19 protein-coding genes are annotated in these 20,272 nt (G+C 37.8%); 5 read left to right on the top strand and 14 right to left on the bottom strand.

The genetic code is table 11. The annotated features are described in order from the left end of the window. Position 1: 1 nt before the first annotated feature. Together ACEN36_RS02600 and ACEN36_RS02595 are read right to left on the bottom strand one after the other, a co-directional pair. A complete protein-coding gene (locus ACEN36_RS02600; RefSeq protein ID WP_407096864.1) occupies positions 2-1,039 on the bottom strand; it encodes a GtrA family protein in 1,038 nt (345 codons plus the stop codon). Between the two features lie 349 nt (positions 1,040-1,388). Next, complete coding sequence (locus ACEN36_RS02595; RefSeq protein ID WP_407125871.1) at positions 1,389-3,170, bottom strand: DUF2207 domain-containing protein; 1,782 nt, start codon at positions 3,168-3,170, stop codon at positions 1,389-1,391. Positions 3,171-3,428: 258 nt separating this feature from the next. Between ACEN36_RS02595 and brnQ the strand changes: the two genes are divergently transcribed. Together brnQ and ACEN36_RS02585 are read left to right on the top strand one after the other, a co-directional pair. After that, complete coding sequence (gene brnQ / locus ACEN36_RS02590) at positions 3,429-4,739, top strand: branched-chain amino acid transport system II carrier protein (protein WP_407102148.1); 1,311 nt, start codon at positions 3,429-3,431, stop codon at positions 4,737-4,739. 347 nt (positions 4,740-5,086) lie between these two features. Beyond that, entirely contained in the window at positions 5,087-6,559 is a 1,473-nt protein-coding gene (locus ACEN36_RS02585; protein ID WP_407125870.1) for a WD40/YVTN/BNR-like repeat-containing protein, read from the top strand. A 61-nt stretch (positions 6,560-6,620) separates the two neighbouring features. Here ACEN36_RS02585 and ACEN36_RS02580 read toward each other — a convergent pair whose 3' ends face one another. Together ACEN36_RS02580 and ACEN36_RS02575 are read right to left on the bottom strand one after the other, a co-directional pair. Continuing rightward, positions 6,621-7,427 (bottom strand): alpha/beta fold hydrolase, encoded by an 807-nt coding sequence (locus ACEN36_RS02580; RefSeq protein ID WP_407125869.1) that lies wholly within the window; start codon positions 7,425-7,427, stop codon positions 6,621-6,623. Between the two features lie 72 nt (positions 7,428-7,499). After that, the gene (locus tag ACEN36_RS02575; protein ID WP_407102151.1) at positions 7,500-7,862 is read right to left on the bottom strand and encodes a hypothetical protein; all 363 of its coding nucleotides are present in this window, start codon (positions 7,860-7,862) and stop codon (positions 7,500-7,502) included. A 530-nt stretch (positions 7,863-8,392) separates the two neighbouring features. On the opposite strand from ACEN36_RS02575, the gene ACEN36_RS02570 reads away from it, so the two are divergent. Continuing rightward, the gene (locus ACEN36_RS02570) at positions 8,393-8,965 is read left to right on the top strand and encodes a GNAT family N-acetyltransferase (RefSeq protein ID WP_407102152.1); all 573 of its coding nucleotides are present in this window, start codon (positions 8,393-8,395) and stop codon (positions 8,963-8,965) included. A gap of 341 nt (positions 8,966-9,306) precedes the next feature. On the opposite strand, the gene ACEN36_RS02565 is transcribed toward ACEN36_RS02570, so the two are convergent. Next, complete coding sequence (locus ACEN36_RS02565; RefSeq protein ID WP_407125868.1) at positions 9,307-10,470, bottom strand: RNA-guided endonuclease TnpB family protein; 1,164 nt, start codon at positions 10,468-10,470, stop codon at positions 9,307-9,309. Positions 10,471-10,571: 101 nt separating this feature from the next. Here ACEN36_RS02565 and tnpA point away from each other — a divergent pair, with 101 nt between their 5' ends. Both tnpA and ACEN36_RS02555 read left to right on the top strand, forming a co-directional pair. Continuing rightward, positions 10,572-11,009: an IS200/IS605 family transposase gene (gene tnpA / locus ACEN36_RS02560; RefSeq protein ID WP_407102154.1), complete on the top strand. Its 438-nt coding sequence runs from the start codon at positions 10,572-10,574 to the stop codon at positions 11,007-11,009. A gap of 255 nt (positions 11,010-11,264) precedes the next feature. Next, a complete protein-coding gene (locus tag ACEN36_RS02555) occupies positions 11,265-11,480 on the top strand; it encodes a hypothetical protein (RefSeq protein ID WP_407125866.1) in 216 nt (71 codons plus the stop codon). Positions 11,481-11,657: 177 nt separating this feature from the next. Here the strand turns inward: ACEN36_RS02555 and ACEN36_RS02550 are convergent, their stop codons facing one another. The 9 genes from ACEN36_RS02550 to mazE form a co-directional block, all read right to left on the bottom strand. Then, positions 11,658-11,786 carry a hypothetical protein gene (locus tag ACEN36_RS02550; protein ID WP_407125865.1) on the bottom strand — a complete coding sequence of 43 codons (129 nt, stop codon included), beginning with the start codon at positions 11,784-11,786 and terminating at the stop codon, positions 11,658-11,660. 92 nt (positions 11,787-11,878) lie between these two features. After that, positions 11,879-13,198, bottom strand: a complete 1,320-nt coding sequence (locus ACEN36_RS02545; RefSeq protein WP_407102156.1) for an amidohydrolase — start codon at positions 13,196-13,198, stop codon at positions 11,879-11,881. Further along, a complete protein-coding gene (locus ACEN36_RS02540) occupies positions 13,195-14,901 on the bottom strand; it encodes an adenine deaminase C-terminal domain-containing protein (RefSeq protein ID WP_407125864.1) in 1,707 nt (568 codons plus the stop codon). Before ACEN36_RS02540 ends, ACEN36_RS02545 begins: the two co-directional genes overlap by 4 nt. Positions 14,902-14,985: 84 nt before the next feature. After that, positions 14,986-16,032, bottom strand: coding sequence for an ABC transporter substrate-binding protein (locus ACEN36_RS02535; protein ID WP_407125863.1), 1,047 nt, complete (start codon positions 16,030-16,032; stop codon positions 14,986-14,988). A 28-nt stretch (positions 16,033-16,060) separates the two neighbouring features. Beyond that, a complete protein-coding gene (locus ACEN36_RS02530) occupies positions 16,061-17,101 on the bottom strand; it encodes an ABC transporter ATP-binding protein (RefSeq protein ID WP_407125862.1) in 1,041 nt (346 codons plus the stop codon). Between the two features lie 78 nt (positions 17,102-17,179). Next, positions 17,180-17,959, bottom strand: coding sequence for an ABC transporter permease (locus tag ACEN36_RS02525; RefSeq protein ID WP_407102162.1), 780 nt, complete (start codon positions 17,957-17,959; stop codon positions 17,180-17,182). Beyond that, a complete protein-coding gene (locus tag ACEN36_RS02520; RefSeq protein WP_407102163.1) occupies positions 17,952-18,785 on the bottom strand; it encodes an ABC transporter permease in 834 nt (277 codons plus the stop codon). Before ACEN36_RS02520 ends, ACEN36_RS02525 begins: the two co-directional genes overlap by 8 nt. 674 nt (positions 18,786-19,459) lie before the next feature. Then, positions 19,460-19,855, bottom strand: a complete 396-nt coding sequence (locus ACEN36_RS02515; protein ID WP_407125861.1) for a type II toxin-antitoxin system PemK/MazF family toxin — start codon at positions 19,853-19,855, stop codon at positions 19,460-19,462. After that, positions 19,836-20,060 (bottom strand): type II toxin-antitoxin system PemI/MazE family antitoxin, encoded by a 225-nt coding sequence (gene mazE / locus ACEN36_RS02510; RefSeq protein WP_407096878.1) that lies wholly within the window; start codon positions 20,058-20,060, stop codon positions 19,836-19,838. Before mazE ends, ACEN36_RS02515 begins: the two co-directional genes overlap by 20 nt. Positions 20,061-20,272 lie beyond the last annotated feature (212 nt).

Below are 20,272 nucleotides of genomic sequence, written 5' to 3'. Positions count from 1 at the left end.
TTCACCTCTTAAAAATGTAGTTCTTTTGAATGTAGTAGCTCAAAAAGAACAACAAACTATCTATCATGATTTTAAAGTATACTGTGTCTCCCACTATAAAGAGTGAGTGGACCATATAGACTAGTAAGGCAGACACTATGATTTGTGCACAAACCAGTCCAAAATAATGGTAAAAACTATTTTTATTCTGTTGTGAAAAGACATACTCTCGGTTCACATAATAATTGAACACTGCTGAAACCAAACGGGCTGCTATCGAAGCGATGAAAATCGATGACAGGTCAACTTGATCCAGCAAATGAATCAACACCGCATAGACCACTACATCTACGATAAAAGATGACACAGAAGACAAAAGATACTTGATAAACACTCCATAAATGGCTACAGAATCTGCTACAACTCTAAAATGCGAGGAGGCATTTTCAGCAATATAGATAGTCTCGATAGGCTGACAGAGAATAGTTCGCTGCTGCTTTTTCGTTTCAATCAACATGTTTGTCTCATACTCAAAACGCTCCCCAGCTACTTCTATTAATTGAGGCATAAAAGACTTGGGAATCACCCGCAGACCTGTTTGAGTATCTTCAATATCGAGACCAATAGAGAGACGCAATACATTTCGGGTCAAAACATTCCCGAATTTGCTGCGAAAAGGAACTTTCTTATCAAACTTTCTAGTCCCTAATATCAAAGCATCAGGATACTCTTTAGCCAACTGAATACAACTTACCATATCGGCATAACTGTGCTGTCCATCTGAATCAATAGTCACCATATGTTCGGCTTCTGGCATCTCCTTCAAAATAAACTGCATAGCTGTTTTCAAGACAGCTCCTTTTCCTTTATTTTCTTTATGTATCAACAACTGATCAACATACTTCTCAGCTCTTTTAAAAATGGCGTCATATTCCGAACTGCTCCCATCATTGATGAGCAAGATCGGCAATTTCGTTTCTTTTTTACGAATAGACGCTAATAAATTCAATAATTTTACATCCGGATCTAAAGACGGAATCACAATCACCGTGTCCCTCATGTACTTCTTTCCTTTCCCTTAATCAAGATTACTCTGTACATCGAACAAAATCTGTTATTTACTGCTCCATTTCTCTCTTGATAAAGGCTTTTTTTGATTTAAAAATAACTTGTTTTATACTTTTGGAAAAATCTTTTTTATTCTACCTATGGGTTGATTTAAAAGCAATCTTTTAATATAAGTAGAATAAAAAAAGATGCGTTGTGCTAACAATTTTGACACAACTAGATCCTTATGGTGTCTGAAAAATGCCTACTCCTTAATAAATCTTTATTTCAAACAAGATAAAAAAGCAGGAATCTAAATTAAGACCCCAGCTTCTTCATTCTATTTCATTTCCATGACAGGCTTAGCGCGCTCCGCCACCGCCGCCACCACCAGCACCGGCTCCGCCTCCAAATGAGGTAGCGCCGCCTGTACCGCCTGCTGCTCCGATAGACATAGACGAATGGAAGCCACCGCTGTCTAAGCCGCTTGACCAATTTTGTCTAAATCCGTATGCTCCATTCCAATACCAATAGTAATAGACAAACTGGCTTTCTTCGTAATGATCCGTTGGTTCAGGCATCAATTCCTTAAACTGCTCTGTAATTTCTGCACTTCGATAATACAACGTGCTCCACAACATAAATTCTTCCACTGTTATACGGGCAGCTTGATGTTGTACATCTTTTAAATCTATCTGTTCTAAATAATTATCAAACTGGACTAAACGATCATACAACTGATCGCCCTCCTCATTTGCAATGGCAACTTCATGATCTTGTCCCCACACAGTTACCTCATCAAATCGGAGCAATCCTTTTTCTTCCAAGTAATCCTTTGAATAGTCAATCAAATAATTCGCATACTCTTCCACTTCTTTGGCATGTTCTTTAGCCCATTTTTTCATACTGTCATCTGTGACCCTGCCCGTCGTATCCGCAGCATCCAACAGCATTACCCACAAGCCCATTTCATAGGTCACTTCTTGATCCAATGGCAGATTTTCTGCAATCTCCGCAAATGAAATCCGATACCGTTGTCTCACTGTTTCATAATCAGCAATCTGGATCACTGTATCAAATTTCTCGTTAAAGACCGCTTCTTTCTTTGTCGTAACGACTTGGATTCTTTTTTCATTTGCCCACTTCAATAGATACGCAGAGAAGTAATCTTCAAAGTACCCTTTTCCTATTTCATGTAGGAAATAAGCGATTCCCGCTAAATCGTCTTCATGAAATGGAATTTCCTCATACACTATTTTCTTATTGTCTGAAAGTCGAGTTGTACCGTTACGCATTTGACCAGCCGCTTCTTTAGCATTTTTAACTTTTAGTGAATAAGCAACTGCCGCAGATCCTCCTCCGAAAGCTAGCGTTCCGATTCCTAAAACCAATATTATCGGAATCGTATCCGAAGTAGCTTCTTTGTTGTACGTCGAACCATCCATCGCCATCTCGCGTTGTTCATCTAACGTCATATTGACACTGGCTTGCGTTTGGAAAAATCCAGACTGAAATTGCGCCAACACGATCACATCATTGCTGTCGTCTACTTCTTCCGCAGCTTCCCAAATGATATTCCCATTTACTAATTGAATGTCTCCGTCAAATCCAAAACCCCAAAACCTGACATCTTCTTCTGTAAAAGGTGCCGGACCAGCTATCTCCATTGTCAAATTCTCAGCTGGAATATCAGAAAATGTATCAAAGTTCCACAATAAAGCTTGTCCATCTTCCAGTTCTCGCACCAGATTAGAGAGGCTGTAAGTCACTTCATAAGTATTATCCCCGTATTCTCCAATTCCCCAAACCAATTCCAACCCATCACCGGTATCAATAACTCCGTATTTGCCCGCTTTTTCTTCTCGTGAATCATCTGAATCCCAATCTGTCACCTCTTCATACCCGGCTACTGAGAAATCCAATAGTTCCGAATCCTGCATTGCTTCCAATACAATAAATAATTCTGTTCCATCATCCATCGACATTTCACGATGCTCCGTTACGGTACCCGATCCGTCTTCTTGTAAATCTACCCTGATATCAATATCCGTCAATTGATTTTCAGCCGATACCGTCTCTGCTAATGCTACATTGAGCAACAAACCTAGACCGATTGTCCAAGCTGTTTTCCCTGCTTTTCCCATCCATACCTACCCTCTTTCTCCTTTTATTTTTTGAAGTCCAATACACGTACCATTGATTATTTTCAGTATACCAAAAGTATGACCGACAATTAATTAGAACCCATCTTTTTGCAGATTTTTGTGCTTTTTTGAGCAAAAAAAGCTTTTATTTCAAATGTTCCAAATAGATGGAATTTTTTTAATCTTCATACGCTTATATCTAAATTTATGCTATTCTTAACAGGACTTTGTTTTAAAGAGTTTTTTAGGAGGTTTTGAATGCGTACGAAAGATATTTTTATTGTTGGTTTTATGCTGTTTGCCATGTTTTTTGGAGCAGGAAATTTAATTTTCCCACCAGCATTAGGTTTTCAGAGCGGTGAATTTTTTTGGCCGGCTATTTTAGGATTTATTTTAACAGGTGTCGGTTTACCCTTATTAAGCGTGATCATTGGTTCAATTTCAGAACATGGGTATAAAGAATCACTAAATAAAATTCACCCTGCCTATTCCGTCACTTTTTTAGCGGTGATTTATTTAACAATCGGTCCATTTTTTGCTATCCCAAGAACGGCAACGACTGCCTACGAAATGGGGGTTGTCCCATTCTTAAACGAATCGAACGGATTAAGTTTGTTTATCTTCTCTGTCTTGTTCTTTTTTTTGGTCTTATGGATTGCCTTAAATCCTGCTGATTTGAGCGACCGCATTGGGAAATATTTAACCCCCACATTGTTGTTTGTGATTCTATTGTTGTTTTTTCGAGCTTTGTTCATGTATTTTACCAATGATCCGCAAACTGCATCGACAGAGTTTACTATGGAAGTTCCCTTTATCAAAGGGTTCACAGAAGGTTACCTGACAATGGATGCCATTGGTGCGATTGCCTTTTCCATCATTGTACTCAATTCGATTCGGAGCCTTGGAATCACTAATAAAAAAGAGTTGTTGGCAGGTACGATAAAATCTGCAGTGTTAGCAGCCATCCTACTTGGGTTGATTTACGGAGGATTAGGCTGGATTAGTAACCGTGTAGCTCTTGATACGGTTGTTCCCGATAATCAAAATGCCGGCACGTTTTTATTGCAGTACATCTCGAATGATGCCTTTGGTTCTTTGGGTATTGTTTTACTGGGAGTCATTGTATTTTTAGCTTGTTTGACCACTGCTACCGGATTGATCGCTGCCGTCAGCGAATACTTTAACAGCCTGATTCCATCCATCTCTTATAAGAGCTTTGCGATCATCTTTACAGTTCTCTCTCTCGTTCTCGCAAATCAAGGATTGGATCAAGTCATTGAAACCAGCGTGCCGGTTTTGAGTATTATTTATCCTATTTCTATCTCAACAGTTTTATTGATTGCATTTACGTTCTTTGTTTCTTCTCCGAGAATTAGTTTGCAGCTTCCTCTGATCTTGATTACAATAGAGAGTCTGTTTTCCGTAGCACATAAAAGCGGTTGGATAGCTTTGGACTGGATGGAACATTTACCCCTTTACGAATATCAATTAGAATGGATTCCTCTGTTAGTGATTGGCTCCGTCGCTGGTTATTTAGCAGGTTGGAAGCAATCTAGAGTTCAGTATTAATTGTAATTAAGCTAAGAACTTCATTTATTGCAGATTCTTAGTTTTTTTATGAGCTTAACGAAGCTGGTTCGCATTTACGTTCCCTAAAAGTGTTTTAGTGATAGAAAAGGGAACATAAAAGTAGTTTTCGTTCCTTTTAGACGTCATTTCGTAAAAAAAAAAGGAACGCAACTAAGTTTTGCATCCCTTTATAAAGCAACTATTCTCAAAAAGAGAACGCAAATTTGCTACAGCTCATTATTTGTGAAGAAAATAAATTTTTTTTAACTTCTGGTCAAAAATCAGCCATTGAAATGATAAACTAACGGATAGAAGTTTAAAATCAAACCAATAAGGAAGATGATGACGTGAAGAAAAAGAATACGATTTGGCGTGCTTTGGTATGGAATCCATTTGTTGTGATCATTTATGGAGTAGTTTGTTACTATCTCTATTTTTTGGCACAATATGGTGGTGTGTCTAGAAGAGCACCCATTATTTTAGTTGGAGCTTTGATATTGGCAGGCTGGTTGATTGGTTGTTTGATCAAATACAGATCCTCAGTCAAAAAAGGCTCCGTCCCTTTTGGAAAGATCGTTTCTCCTGCACTGAAAAATATCAGCAAATGGTGGGTTCGATTCGCTGCAGTACTGCTCGTATTGATCACTCTAGTAACGGGGTTTAATATCTACCAGAGTGCCACCAATTTTCAGGGCAAACTAGCTTTTATAATTGATGATTGGGTGAATACCCGTACAGTTGAATTTTCACATAATAATCTATACGAAAACGGATTAGACGGCTTATTAGGGGATATCCAGCGAGAAGTTTCTTTACCAAATGAGTTGTATGTAAGCGATGAAGTGGAGATTACATTTGATCAAACCGGACAGATCACGGATGTCTATGCCTTTTTGTATGGTTTAAATAAAAATAACGAGACGGAAAGTTTTTTGATCGATTACGACAATTCAAAAAGCAAGGACCTGACGATTTATTTAAACGGATTTGCGGATCCGAATTTTGAGGAAGAACAGCAATTGCAGCCATTGATCAACGCTCTCAAAGTGCTGCCTATACAAGAAACGATCAGTGACTGGAATGAAGAATCTTTTGGCATCTATTATGCTGGTTACCGCAGCTGGGGATACAATCTGGAAGGCATTACCTACTTTAACGAGAAAGGCGACACCAATATATTAAACCGAGCAGAAGGAGAAATAGCCGGTTACACCGTTTCCGTGTATACTCCTGATAATGAAGCTAATATACCGGTCCGATTCATTGATCCTTCTATAGCTGCTCCTGCTCTGAGTGCAGAAGAACAGTTCCAGATAGCAGATCAAGAAACGTACACGCCTGATGACGAGTTTTTCTATTTCAATGAACAATTCGGCTATCAGTTAGCAGTTGTAGATTCAGCTGCGAGCAGTCGCTTTTACGTTCTTCAGCAGACCTTGGATGGTGGAGAAACATGGGAAGTCTTCAACTCAGACCCATTCTTAGGCAGTATCGGCGTTTCCACAGGTATTACCTTTATTAACGAACAAATTGGATTTATCGGTCTTTCTCATAGCGGAAGCACTTATGCAGATCTGTATCGGACGATGGATGGCGGGGTGACATTTGAACAAGTGACATTGCCTCTCGTTGAAGTTCCGCTCACGGATGAGGAAAAATATGCAGCTTTTGATTTTCCAGAAATGCCTTACGAAGAAAACGGAACACTTTATCTATTGGTCAATCAGGGTCAAGATGGGGATTACAATGGCAACAACAAACTGCTGCTCCTCTCTGTGGATAATGGAGAGACTTGGGAGTTTGCAGAAGAGGTTTGGTAGAGAATGAATCAGAGCCTTTAATCGAAAAGAACGATAACCATCGAAATGGTTATCGTTCTTTTTATTTCTGTATAAACCGCAGCATTGCACGATTCAATTTGTCTGTTTCATCATGAAAAATCGCATGTCCGCTCTTTCTAAAGGGAACCACAAAATGTTGCGGGATCAACGCTGCCATTTCTTCCACCATTTCATAAGAACACACTCGATCTTTTTCTCCATGACAAATCAATGTAGAGACAGCGATTTTTTCAAGGTCAACGCTTACCTCTTCATCACGCAAAGCCAAAGCTGACAAAATCAGTGCATAAGAAGACGCTGACCAAGCCAAACTACTGAGCCAATCTTTGTAAGCGGCATAAGGCTTCTCATGAAATAACTGTTTAATGTAGTCTTGGATCATCCTAGGTCGATCCGTTTGCATTTGCTCGATCCAGTCGGTAACCTCGGCTTTTTTTATACCGGTCAGATAATACGACTTTTTTGCAAATTGAGGAGCTGCTGCACTAATCAAGATCACTTTTTCCACACCAAATCCATCATGACGAGCCATATAGCGAGCTGCAACTGCACCACCCATTGAGAATCCAACCAAGATAACCTTCTCAATATGAAGTTCTTCTAAGACAACTCTGACATCATCAGCCAATGTATTGTAGTTATAATCCTCTATCACCAGATCAGAAATCCCAAAGCCGCGGAAATCAATCCCTACTATTCGGTAACCTCGTGGTAAAAAATAGTTGTACTGGTATTCAAACATCTGTTGGTTGAACGGCCATCCATGTAAGAAAACAATCGGCTTCCCTTCGCCTAAATCTTCAACTGCGATAGTTGCTGCATGTTTCCCTTTGATTATTTTTTTCATCTGGAGTCCCCCTATTCCCTTCTTCAGTATAATAAAAGACTCTTTTTTCAAAGAAATAATGCTCATCCTAAACTATTTCGTTATCGTCACTAGCCTATTTTCAGCATAGTATAAATCTTGGTGTTTCAACTCAGATAAAGAGAGTATTGCATTTGATTTTAAAGGTTCATCTTCATAACTATTTAAGCTGTATAAAATCACTATCTGATTGCTCCCATTTTCAAATTGCTCATAAATATAGCTTTCTAGCGCTTTTAGCGTATTTTTAAATTTGGGAGCTGAGCTACTTCGTTGATTAAATAAAGGCACGTTTAAAGCCATAGATGCTACTTGATAGTTGGCGATTTTGAAGGGAAAATGGATGCTAAAGTTAAACAAATTCCCAGTGTCTTCATCTACATTTTCTTCGAAATAAAAATAATTTTGAATAGCCATCGGAAATTCATTTGGTTGTTAATCGCCTCTTCTGCCATCAATTAATCCTACCCTTAAAGGAGCGTCGGCGGCAATGTACACATATTCAGTCATGGATTTAGATCCTTTCTTATTCTATAATATAGTTTTTTCACATTGATTTTCTAGTGAAAGCTGTCAATTCTTTTCTTTCATAAAAGTTTCTAAGTAATCGGTATCTTCAATAAAAGTATCTACAAAAAAATTTTAGTTGAATCAATTGTCATCTATGTATGCTTCCAATTTCTATATTCCTTGTGTTTGATATCAATGATTCTATTTTACCATTAAAGAACAAAAGAATTTAAATAGCCTTATAAAATATTCTCTGTACAAATATATCTCAGCATAGATTTTAAATACAGTTACTTTTCGTACTTTTAGCCTTTAGTTTTTTTTAAAAAAAAGTGTCTCTCATTATTCAACTTAATTTATCTTATTTTTTGTATATACATTAAAAAAATATGCTATGATTTATAATAATCACTTAATTTATAGATAAGGAGCGCTTTATGACTGAAAAAAGCTATACGTTATTGTTAGCAGAAAATCATTTTTTAGAAACCGATCGCTTATTATTAAGACCTATTACCTTAGGAGATACAGAGGATATTTTTGACTATGTCAGCGATGAAGAAACGATGGCATTTATTTTCACGCCCCATACTTCACTTCTCCAGACAAAAGAATTTATCGCCAATTATTATTTAAAAAACCCTCTAGGTTTCTACGCCTTAGAACATAAGAAAGATAGAAAAATGATTGGTGTAATAGAGTTTAGAGTGGATGATAAAAAGCGTGCAGGTGAGATCGGGTATATGATGAACAGAGACTATTGGGGACAAGGACTAACAACAGAAGCCTGCTTACGAATCCTCTCTCTTAGTTTTGATACTCTCTCACTAGAACGTATTACTTCCGGACATGATACGGGAAATGAATCTTCCGCCAGAGTATTGAACAAAATAGGTATGTCACTTGAATATATTGATAAAGACGCGTACGAGTTAAACGGTAACCTTGTAGATACTTTTCACTACCAAATGACTAGAGAATCCTATTTCACGAAAAAAAAAGTTAACTAAATAGAACAATAGGTTACTAATGCAAAGAGGCCTTCGATAAAGTTGTCGTCGAGACAGAGAGCTACTGATACCAAGAGGCTGGGACAAAAAGTCTCTAAAAAAATACACTCCCAAAACTACTTGAACAAATAGTTCATTAGTTTTGGGAGTGTATTTTTCTATTTGTTTATTAAAATTACCGAAAGTGTGTCTAACTTTTCCAAAAAGATACTTTCGTCCTAGCATCTTCAAAATGAATTAAGTTTATTCTAAGCCATAACTTTTAAGGAATTATTTGTGAACTACATCGGCACTGAAGTACCGAGCTTCTGGGAATACCCATAACTTGTCTGATAAGCATTTCAGCTTACAGACAGCGGTTTAGGCTGTTTAACCAAGGCTTGTCCCAAGCCAATAGAAAGAATATTTTTTGCAGCGTTTACGTCGCGGTCGTGATGGGCATGACAGTTCGGACAGTCCCACTCGCGGATATCCAAGGCGTGTTTGCCATCATCAAAACCACAAGCCGAACAGATTTGTGATGTCTTGTACGGATTAACAATAACCAATTCTTTGTCGTATCGTGCACATTTGTACTCCAACATCCGGCGGATTTCACGCCACGATTGTGCCGCAATGTTCCGAGCTAAAGAATGGTTTTTTATTAAATTGGACGTCTGTAAATCCTCCAACACAATCACATCAAATCGTTGAACCAACTCAGTCGTCAGCTTATGTAGACGGTCTTGACGTTGGTTCTTTTCTTTTCGGTAAATACGCGCTCGTTGTTGTTTGGCTCGTTGATAGTTTTTGGCTTCCGACAAAGCGATCCCTTTTTGTTTGGCTTTAAGCGCACGACGTGCCACCCGTCTTTCCCAGTACAAGCGTTTTGTGGTTAGCTGTTGGTGGAAGCGAATGGTTTTGATTTTTTCGCCGGTAGATAAGACCATTAGATCTGATACCCCCATATCAATCCCCACCATCTGGTGCGTTTTAGTCGTAGCGACTTGGCTTTCGTCGTCTACAAGTAAACTACATTCATAGGTGCCAGCTGAGGTAAAGGTAACGGTTGCTCGTTTGATTTTTCCGGTAAACGGTTGTCCCGAACGGAACTGTACCCAACCCAATTTAGGCAATCGTAAGTAGTTGCCTTCTAAACGGATACTGTTGTTGATGTTTTTGGAAGTATACGATTGACGGGCACGTTGCTTGCTTTTAAATTTGGGGTGTTTGAAGTGGCTCCGGTTCTGGAAAAAATCCTTAAAGCTTTGTGTTAATTCTTTAGAGACTTGTTGCAGACTGGTCGAGTCGGATTCCTTTAAGAATGGATATTCCCGCTTCAACGTAGGCAGTAAATTGCTTAAATCATACTCTGTTAGGGGAGGAAGCGATGCGTTATTTTGATACCGTTCATTCCACATTGCCAAAAACTGATTCCATACAAACCGTGTATTGCCCACGCTTTGTGCAACGAGTTGTTTTTGTTGGGATTTGAGCGTTAATTGTCCTTTTATTCCATACAACATGTTGATTTCACCTCCTTTTATGTGTACACTGATTTTAACACGTATGATATTTAAAAAGCAACGCTACTATATGGTTACATTGATTAAAAAGGGGGATACATATGTACACAAAAACGAGAACGAATGTCTACCGAGCAACCTATCATTTGGTGTGGGTAACGAAGTATCGAAAAAACTTATTTCCCACACCTGAAAGACGCCAAAAAATGAAAGACATCTTACAGATGATTGCCGAACGCAATGAAATCACTATTATTGAAGGCGAAGTGGTCGATGACCACATTCACTTAGTGGTATCGTTTCCGCCGCATCATTCGATTAGTTCCATAATGAAGGCTTTAAAAGGCGCATCTGCTCGCGAGTGGTTTAAGCAATTTCCGGAAACCAAACAAGAACTCTGGAAAGGCTCTTTGTGGTCTGGAAGCTATTTTGCCAGCACGGTAGGGGACGTATCGAAAGAAGTGGTCTTGCAATATGTCCAAAATCAATTAAAGGAATACAACAACGGGCGTCCGAGACGTGATTCATCCCCCGGTTGAAACCGGAGGTTTTCTCACTGAGGCCCCTTATAAATTGGTTTATCTGAGAACACTAATTTTTCTGAAAATTTGCCTTCTGTTCCAAATACAACACTTTAATTATAAAAGCGCATTTGATTTTTCATGCCTTCAAAAATTTATTCTTCACATTTTTGCAATTATTTATAGTTCCAATTCATAAACTCTTACTTCATGTAGCCGATAGCAAATCTTGGATAATTCTTCTTTTCGTTCAATCGGTGCTTCAAAATTAACATGATGATTGATGCCAATAAAGTCTATCTGCACAGCAAACTGCTTTCAGAACCCAAAATTGTTGATTTGCTTTCTGAATTGCTCGATTATGACCCTAAGTTATTAACCTTACCACGACATCCGCAAATTATTGTCGAACCCTATTCTCAATATACCGGTGCTGTTGCAGGAGCTGCGCTGTGTGTTTATCAAGATTTGTTGGGGAAAGAATTGTGATACCTAGGTAAGCATTATCTATTAATGCACCATGGAGAATGATATGCATTTTAAAAATGAACGCCAAAAGCAGTAAAAAACTTTGAAATGAAATAAATTAAAAACAGCACCGACTCAACTTAGTCTGGTGCTGTTTTTAATTTATTTTGGATATAGACTTTAATTGAATATACCACTTTAAATTTTTTCTCTTCCCATTAGATGATTATCTCTTTCAACTTCATTCTCACACCACAATTTTCCATTTCTTAATGCATTTTCAACTATATTTCCTACTTTAGGCATAAATGTGATACTTCTCCTCATTCCCTATCAACACCTTTCTGCTCTTTTACTTATATATTTCCAAAAGCAAAAGAACCGATGATGTAGAGAGCAAACTCTACTACCATGATTTTTTAAGCTAACTCTTTCGCTTTTTTTGAAAAGTACACCATTTCAGAGGCTAGATTTGAACGCAAAACCGTTAATTCATGATAAACAAGCTGCTTATTTCGAACCAATGCTGTCCCATTGATAAAGACATCTTGTACATTTGATGCATTCGCAGAATAAACCAAATCTGCATAAGGGTCAAAGATAGGAAACATGTTTACTGAAGTTGTTTCAACTAAGACTACATCAGCCCTTTTCCCCACCTCCAAAGAGCCGATCTCATTGGACATATTCAATACTTTTGCTCCTTCAATAGTAGCCATCGCCACAATATCTTTAGCTGGAAAAGCTGTTCTATCCTGTAAGGTTGTCTTATGAAAATTAGCCACTAATTTCATTTGCGTAAACAAATCTAGTGTGTTGCCGCTGCTTGGCCCGTCTGTGCCTAGTCCTACAGGAATTCCCAATTCCAACATGTCTTTTACTCGAGCCACCCCTTTAGCAGACTTGGTGTTGGCTCCAATGCAATGTGCCACACTCACACCTTCTTGCTTCAATATCTGCAAATCTTGGTCAGACAAATGAATGCAATGAGCCGCGATAAAACGAGGACTGAGAACACCAAGAGATTGTAAGAACTCTACTGGTGTAGCATTATACTTTTCTCTAAAATGGTCCATTTCATAATTCATTTCTGCTACGTGCATGGTCATGGGTACTCCATACTCCTCTGCTAGTTCAGCAGCTGCTTTTAAAGCTTTTGGGTCATTAGTGTTTGGCGCATGCGGTGCAATCGCTGGGGTAATCAATTCATGGTCGAGCCATTTTGGAATAAACTTTTTGGCGTACTCAATCCCGCCATGAGCTGTTGGCGCATCACAAGTTGGAAAGTCCACAACCGTTTCTCCTAAAATGGCTCGGGATTTCATTTCATCCGTAGCTTGTGCTAGAGTATCTTCAAAATAATACATATCTGTAAAAGTAGTAATACCAGCCATCTGCATTTCAGCAATAGCATATTTCCCACTGTGATATGCCAACTGTTCGGTCATACAAGCAATTTCTAATGGAAATAAAAAACGACGCAATCGATCAGGATAATCATCTCCTAATGAGCGAAAAGGAATCATCCCGATATGAGTATGCGTATTTACCATTCCAGGAATCATGATTGCTTGACGAGCGTCAATCACTTCATCAAAGTTACTTTCTGATTGTAAAAACTGATTATACGGACCAATTTCTATAATTTTAGTATCTTTTATAATTAAGTAACCATCAGAATATTCAGTGAATTTTGCATCCATCGTTAAGATATGACTATTTTTAATCAACGTCTTCATCTAATTACCTCCATTAATGGAATTGGGCGTTGAGTTCGCACATCAAACATCCCTTTATCCGTAATTTTTATGGCTGGAGAAACAGGTAAAGATAACGTCGAAAAAGACATAATCTCATTAGAGTTTCGGTAACCTAAATCAATCATTCCTTGTCTGACCTCTCCTAACTGCTGACCAATAACTTGGATTGGTGCATCGCTGATAATGCCACCAATCAACAGAGGACAACAACTGGCTACTTGTTTGTTTCGAACGGTCAAATAGCCCCCTTGAATCTCAATCAATTTATTTTGTGCCACTACTAAATCTTCAATCGATGTTCCCATCACCATTAAGTTGTGGTGATCGTGTGACCAAGTTGTTCCCACTGCTCCTTTTTTGGTCAGTGCATTTTCGACTAATCCATACGCTTTGTTTCCAGTCTTTCCATAACGCTCCATCACTACAATTAATGCTAAACCACTTGATTCCCAATCTAGGTAACCGTCTTTTATCGGTATTTCTCTTTGGACACATTCAGTAAAGGTACCGACTTCAGCAATGCGAATCACATTACAAAGAGCAGATTTTCCTTCAGCACCAATCTGAAAGTCGCTTCTCTCAGCTTTTTTACAATGAACAGAAGAATAAAAGGCACTAGGGAAAACCGTCTTAGTTTCGGGGTAGCCTATCTCATCCCCATTTGTATGCACTAATTCCCCTGCATTATACACTGATGAAATTTCTATTCCAGCTAGATCTTCCAGCAAAATAAAATCGGCTTTAAAACCGGAAACGATCGCCCCTCGATCTTGAAATCCCATCCTTCTCGCTGGTGTATAGGTACTCATGTAAATAGCTTGTTCAACGGGAATACCTGCATCAATCGCCAAGCGAACATTTTCATTTAAATGCCCCTTCAGCAAATCATCTGCCATAATATCGTCTGTCACAATGGCACAATATTCATAAAATTGATTTTTTACTATGGCCTGCATATTTTCTTTGGTTAGCGACTTTTTCTGTAACTCAATGAACATCCCACTGCTGACTTTCTCGTAAATAGATTCTGGCGTTTGCTGTGTGTGATCCGCTGTTATCCCTTGGTACATAAACTTAGCCAAATCTAGTCCAGAGACTAGCGGCACATGCCCTTCAATAGGCATAAAAGGTTTCTTTTCTTGTACGGTATGCAAAATTTGACGGATCAAAGAATCTGGATCATTCACAATGCCATCAAAATTCATCGCTTCTCCAAGAGCAATCACTTTAGGATGGTTTAATAACCGCTGAACCTCTTCTACTCCTATGAAACCACCTGTTGTTTCTATTTCCGGAATCGTTGACGGAACAGAAGAAGGAATCGCATAAAAAATATCCATTTCTGTTTCTTCATTCATAAAGGCATCCATTCCTTCTACACCAAATACATTTACGATTTCATGAGCATCAGCCACCACTGTGGTTACTCCATGAGACAAACCCGCTTTTGAAAAAATAGAAGGAAGAATCATGGAACTTTCAATATGCATATGAATATCGATCAATCCTGGAATCATGTATTTCCCCTTCGCATCAATCGTAGCTTCAGGCTGCAGCTCCATCGATTTATTTATTCCAATTGAAAAGAATTTACCGTTAAGAATCGCAACATCTTTCCACTCAAATATTTTCAAAAAACTATTGAATACTTGTACATTTGTTATAAGTGTATCTATTTTCATGCCACTCACCTCTCTGCTGGTTCTTACATAAAAAATAACCTCTAACTGAAAAGAGGTTATTTTTTAAATTTTCTAAGCTTTAATTTATTGGTTTAGTGTTCTATTCCATGTGCTGATCCAATCATCCATTTGTGGATTTACAAATTCGAAATCTACTGGTTTAGTTAACTCTGCAATCTCTCCATAGGTTTTGTTTTCAGCTACTTCTCCGCTTAGTTCAACTTGTTTATTTGTTGGAGCTTCGTTTAATGACGCTGCTGTGATGGTTTGCAATTCTTCGCTTAGTCTCCAATTCACAAAATGATAAGCCATTTCTTTGTTTTCTGAATTTGCATTGATGTTTACGGTATTAAAATTAGCATACGTTCCAGAAGCCGGAACAATATATTGCACCACTGGATGAGCTTCTGAAATCATTGGAATCGCAAAATCTCCCACAACTGCCGCAACGATTTCACCTGATTGGAACATATTCGCCAGATCTGAAGACTTAGTGTATGTTTTGACGATATTAGGAGAAAGTTCTTCCAACGCTGCAAAAGCTGCTTCTCCGTTATCCGTTGTAATGTCTACTCCTTTATAATCACTAGCTACATACATCATCGAAGGTCCAAAAGTCGTAGCAATATCTGGAATAGAGATTTTCCCTTGAAGTGATGGATCCCATAAATCAGAGAATTCATCAATTTTCATACCAGCAGCTTCTTCATCATAAATGATACCAATACTGTTCACGGTATACGCTGCTCCAGACCCATTTTCACTCAATTCTTTTGCACTATCGATCAATTCGGCTAAATTCGGGATTTTTTCTGTATCGATTTCTTCAAATAATCCTGCTGTCGCTCCTTGAGAGGAATTTGATTGCGGCAAGTCAATAATATCCACCGTTGAGTTAGGGTTATTTTCAAATTTAGTGTACCGTTCAGAGCTCGTGCCTGTCTCTACTACAATATCCACACCGTGTTCTTCTTCAAATGGTGCAAAAATATCTTCTTGCATAATATCTTCACTTAAGCCAAATGTGGATATAACTAGTTCTTTATTCTCTCCACTTGCTTCTTGTCCACATGCCGCTAATACCAACCCACTCATCACCGTTAAACTTGCTAAAACAGCTTTCTTTTTCATGACTCAAAAATCCCCCTTTTATAATTGGCTAAACTAAAATCAATTTTTCTTTTGGAATAACCACAAAAACGTTCTCTCCGACTTGGTAGCCAGGTACCTGTACATCATTGACTAACAATTTCCCAATAGCAGTTTCTATTTCGTATTGATAACTTTTCCCTAAAAACGTACGGACTCTGATCGTACCGGCTAAACTATTCGACGGCAGCTCCTGATCCTGTGCAGCAAGTAAAATATCATCTGGCCGAATCGTTCCGGTGGCTTGTTGTCTAACTGCTGTGTGCTCTGTTTCAATTAGTGTTCCATCTGAAGTCACATAGGAATGTGTGCCTTGTTTGGTCAACTGAAAGAAATTTTCAAATCCAATAAAACGAGCCACGAACTCTGTTTTAGGTTTCTTATAAATTTCTTCCGGAGAATCGTATTGTTCAATGACTCCATTATTCATAACCGCTACTTTGTCTGAAATCGAAAAACATTCTTCTTGATCATGCGTCACAAAGACTGTCGTTATCCCTAAACTACGTTGGATCCGTTTGATCTCAATCCGCATGCTGATGCGTAACTTAGCATCCAAATTGCTTAAAGGTTCATCCAACAATAATAATTGTGGTTCAATCACTAAAGCCCGAGCAAGAGCCACACGCTGACGTTGCCCTCCAGACAGTTGTTTAGGATAACGCTCAGCATAATCAGATAAATCAGTAGCTTCCAAAATAGCTTGCACTTTTCTCTCGATGACTTCTTTTTTTTCTTTTCTCAGTTTCAATCCAAAACCCACATTTTCTTTCACAGTTAAATGCGGAAACAATGCATAGCTTTGGAAAACCATCCCAAAGTTACGTTTGTGGACAGGAACTTTTGTCAAATCAGTCTCCCCTACAGTAAAGGTGCCATCATTCGGCTCAATCAGACCTGCAATAACCCGTAAAGTGGTTGTTTTGCCACAACCCGATGGTCCTAATAATGAGATCAGTTCCCCTTTTTCCATAGATAGATTCAGTTCTTTCAAGATATTATTTTTCCCGTCATAACTCACACGGATATTTTCTAAGTCAACAAATGACATAACAGCACATGTCCTCCTTAAGGATATTTAACCAATCGACTGATAAAGCGAGAAAATCTTTCTTCTTCGATTGACTGACTAGACTACTTTTGCTAGCCCAAGCGTTTTTTCAATTAAAAACATCAAAGTGATCGTTCCCAGCATTAAAAGCACAGACAATGCAGAAACTACTGGATCATAATTGTATTCAATGTAATTCATTAAAGTGGTCGGCAATGTTGAAATACCAGGACCAGATAAAAATTGCGACACAGGAATATTGTTAAACGAATTGATAAAGGCCAGCATAAAAGAAGCAAATATACTGGAAGAAATATTTGGCAATACAATACTGACAAACGCTTTGATCTTAGTACTTCCTAAAGTCCAAGCCACTTCTTCGATCGAAAAATCCAATTGTTCTAAACTCGAACCTACTACACGAATAATGTAAGGCAGACTGATTAAAAAATGCCCTAACAGTAAGCCCTGGAATAGAGGAATTTGCAAACGAATAACGATAAATTGAAACAGCGAATATCCTACTACGACACCTGGAATAATCGTTGGGGATAAGAAAAAACTTTTGATCCAGCTTTTCCCTTTCACACCATGCCTAGTTAAAGCATATGCAGCAGGAATACCAATAATCAACGCCAACAAAGTTGCCAGTAACGAAACCTCTAAACTCAATAAAAAGCTGTCCATAAAAGACTGATTTTCAAAAACAGCTGTAAACCATTGAAATGTAAATCCACTAATGGGAAATTGAATGGTCGCATTTTCTCCAAAAGCTGTTATCGTGATAATGATTAAAGGAATAAACAAGAAAGCAAATACAGCTCCGGCGAATATCGACAACCCTCTTTGTTTACGCATCCTGTTCACCTCGCTTGTCGATTCTATTAGCAATCAAGTTAAAACCTTTCATAACGACCAAAGTAGTCACAATCATGATCAATGCAATGACACTGGCATCTTCCCAATTCCCTAAAGTCATAGCATTTTGATACAGAAACGTTGACAGCATCATATTACGGTTGCCTCCAAGTAGCTGAGGAGTGGTATAAGCTGTCAATGTGCCAGTAAATACCAGAATACTTCCTACGATGATTCCTGGAATGCTTAACGGTAAAACAACTTTGAGGAACGCTTTTATGCGACTCGCTCCTAGAGTTTCTGCCGCTTCCATGATTTCTGGATTGATATTTTCCATCACACCTACTAATGTGATAATCAAAATAGGCAAAAATAAATAAATGGATCCAATAATAATGGAAAACTCTGTATACAATAAAGTCAAAGGCTCAGAAATGACACCTATAGTTGTGAGCAACTTATTGATTACCCCGTTTTGTCCTAGTAAATTGATCCATGCAAAACTTCGAATAACCGAATTGGTCAACATTGGAAATAAAGTAAGTGCCATTAACAATCCTCGCCATTTTGTAGAAGTTCCGGCTATAAAGTAAGCAGTAGGAACCCCAAGAATGATACAGAGGATCGTCACAACTACAGAAACCCGAATGGTACGAATGAAAATCCCTACATTATATGTATCTTTAAAAAAAGAAATGTATGAATCAAACGACAATGCTCCATTATAAAAAGTTGGCCAAATAATGGATACTAGTGGTATCAACAAAAAGAAAACCAACAAAATGAATCCCGGTGCTAATATCAGATACGGGATTTTTTTCGACATAAGATAAATCCTCCTCAAAAAATGAAAAGATACAAAATCTCAAAAAAACCTTGTATCCTTTTCGATAATGGTTAATGTTCGTATTTCTACACAAGTCAGTATAACCGTAAAAAAAGTAATGGACAACCGTTTTAGCAAATAAAGTTCAAAAAATAACGATTAATATTCGTGTTTCAATTAAATATTTTATTTTTAACGATTAAAAATCATGAAAAATCTGTTTTTACCGAATAAATAACATATGCTGAACAATAAAGGTAATTAGTTGATTAATACCCTATTTATTATTCAATTGATTAACTAGAATAAATGGGTGATTCAAAAATGCTCCCGTCAGCTAATGTTCCTTTTAATCAAACAGGATAATCCCTATTTGATTAAACTATTTACTCTTGCCTCCAGTTCTTCATAACTGATTAAATTTTACCTTTATTAGAACTAGCCTATTTCGTTGTTGACTCTTTGTAGATCAGAAATATTTAACTATTCATTAATAGCCTGTAGCTTAAACTCAACTCCGTATCTTGTCCTAGAAAAAAGACCCTCAAAAATTAGATTTACTCTAATCCTTGATGGTCTTTAGATTTTTTTATTTGTTTAGTCCAGCATCATACTGAGGTATTTGTCTGGTGGTGGTTCTTATAGAGGGTCTGTCGTCTCACTGTATTATTTTTTTATTCGCTCAGTAAACTATCGAAACTAAAGATATGTCCTACAATTTGAGCAACCATCCCTACTTCAGTTGCAGTTGCCTTCTCTACAAACCGTACTTCTCTTTCTTTGGCTAAGAAATCAAATCCTTTGATTTGCATAGCATTGACTTTCCCACGAATGGAATGTTCCTGAGTCAATGAAACAAAACCAGGTCTTTCTTTTTTTGAAGTACTAATTGGACAAACCAGTATAAATCCTGTACTACCATTGTAGGCATTCGAACTAATGACTAACGCCGGCCGTTTCTTTTGTATTTCTCTACCAGCACTTGGATTAAAATTTAACCAAATAATATCTCCTTGTTTTGGGGTATAACCTTCGATAGAATAGACCATCTTATATTTCTTCTCTTCCAATTAAATGTCTATCTTCCTCGAATGCATCCTCAAAACGCAAGTCAACACCTTTTTTTTGTGCATTTTCAAATATATTTTCTATTTTAGGGATATATGTGATACTTCCCAATTCTCCTTTTACAGCTACATATTCTTGATCAGGTTTAATATTAAATTTAGTCGGCACCGTTAAAACAATTGCATTACCTTGTTTTCTAGTCTTCATCCTCTGTCAGCACCTTTCTATTCCTTTGCTTATATAATACCAAATGCAAAAAGTAAATACAACGTGAATACTTATTAGTATTCTCTATAGCATTTGTACACTAATTATTTTCAGGTTTTTAAGTTTTACCCTCTATCTCTGATAAAATTAATCGCCATTCCCTGATTCTCCTACTAAAAAAATGAGTGTGAATTCCATCTTTCACCTATTAA

Source organism: Desemzia sp. FAM 23989, assembly GCF_045528345.1.
In the GTDB taxonomy this organism is placed as follows: domain Bacteria; phylum Bacillota; class Bacilli; order Lactobacillales; family Carnobacteriaceae; genus Desemzia.
This window is presented reverse-complemented; position numbering and strand designations above follow the sequence as displayed.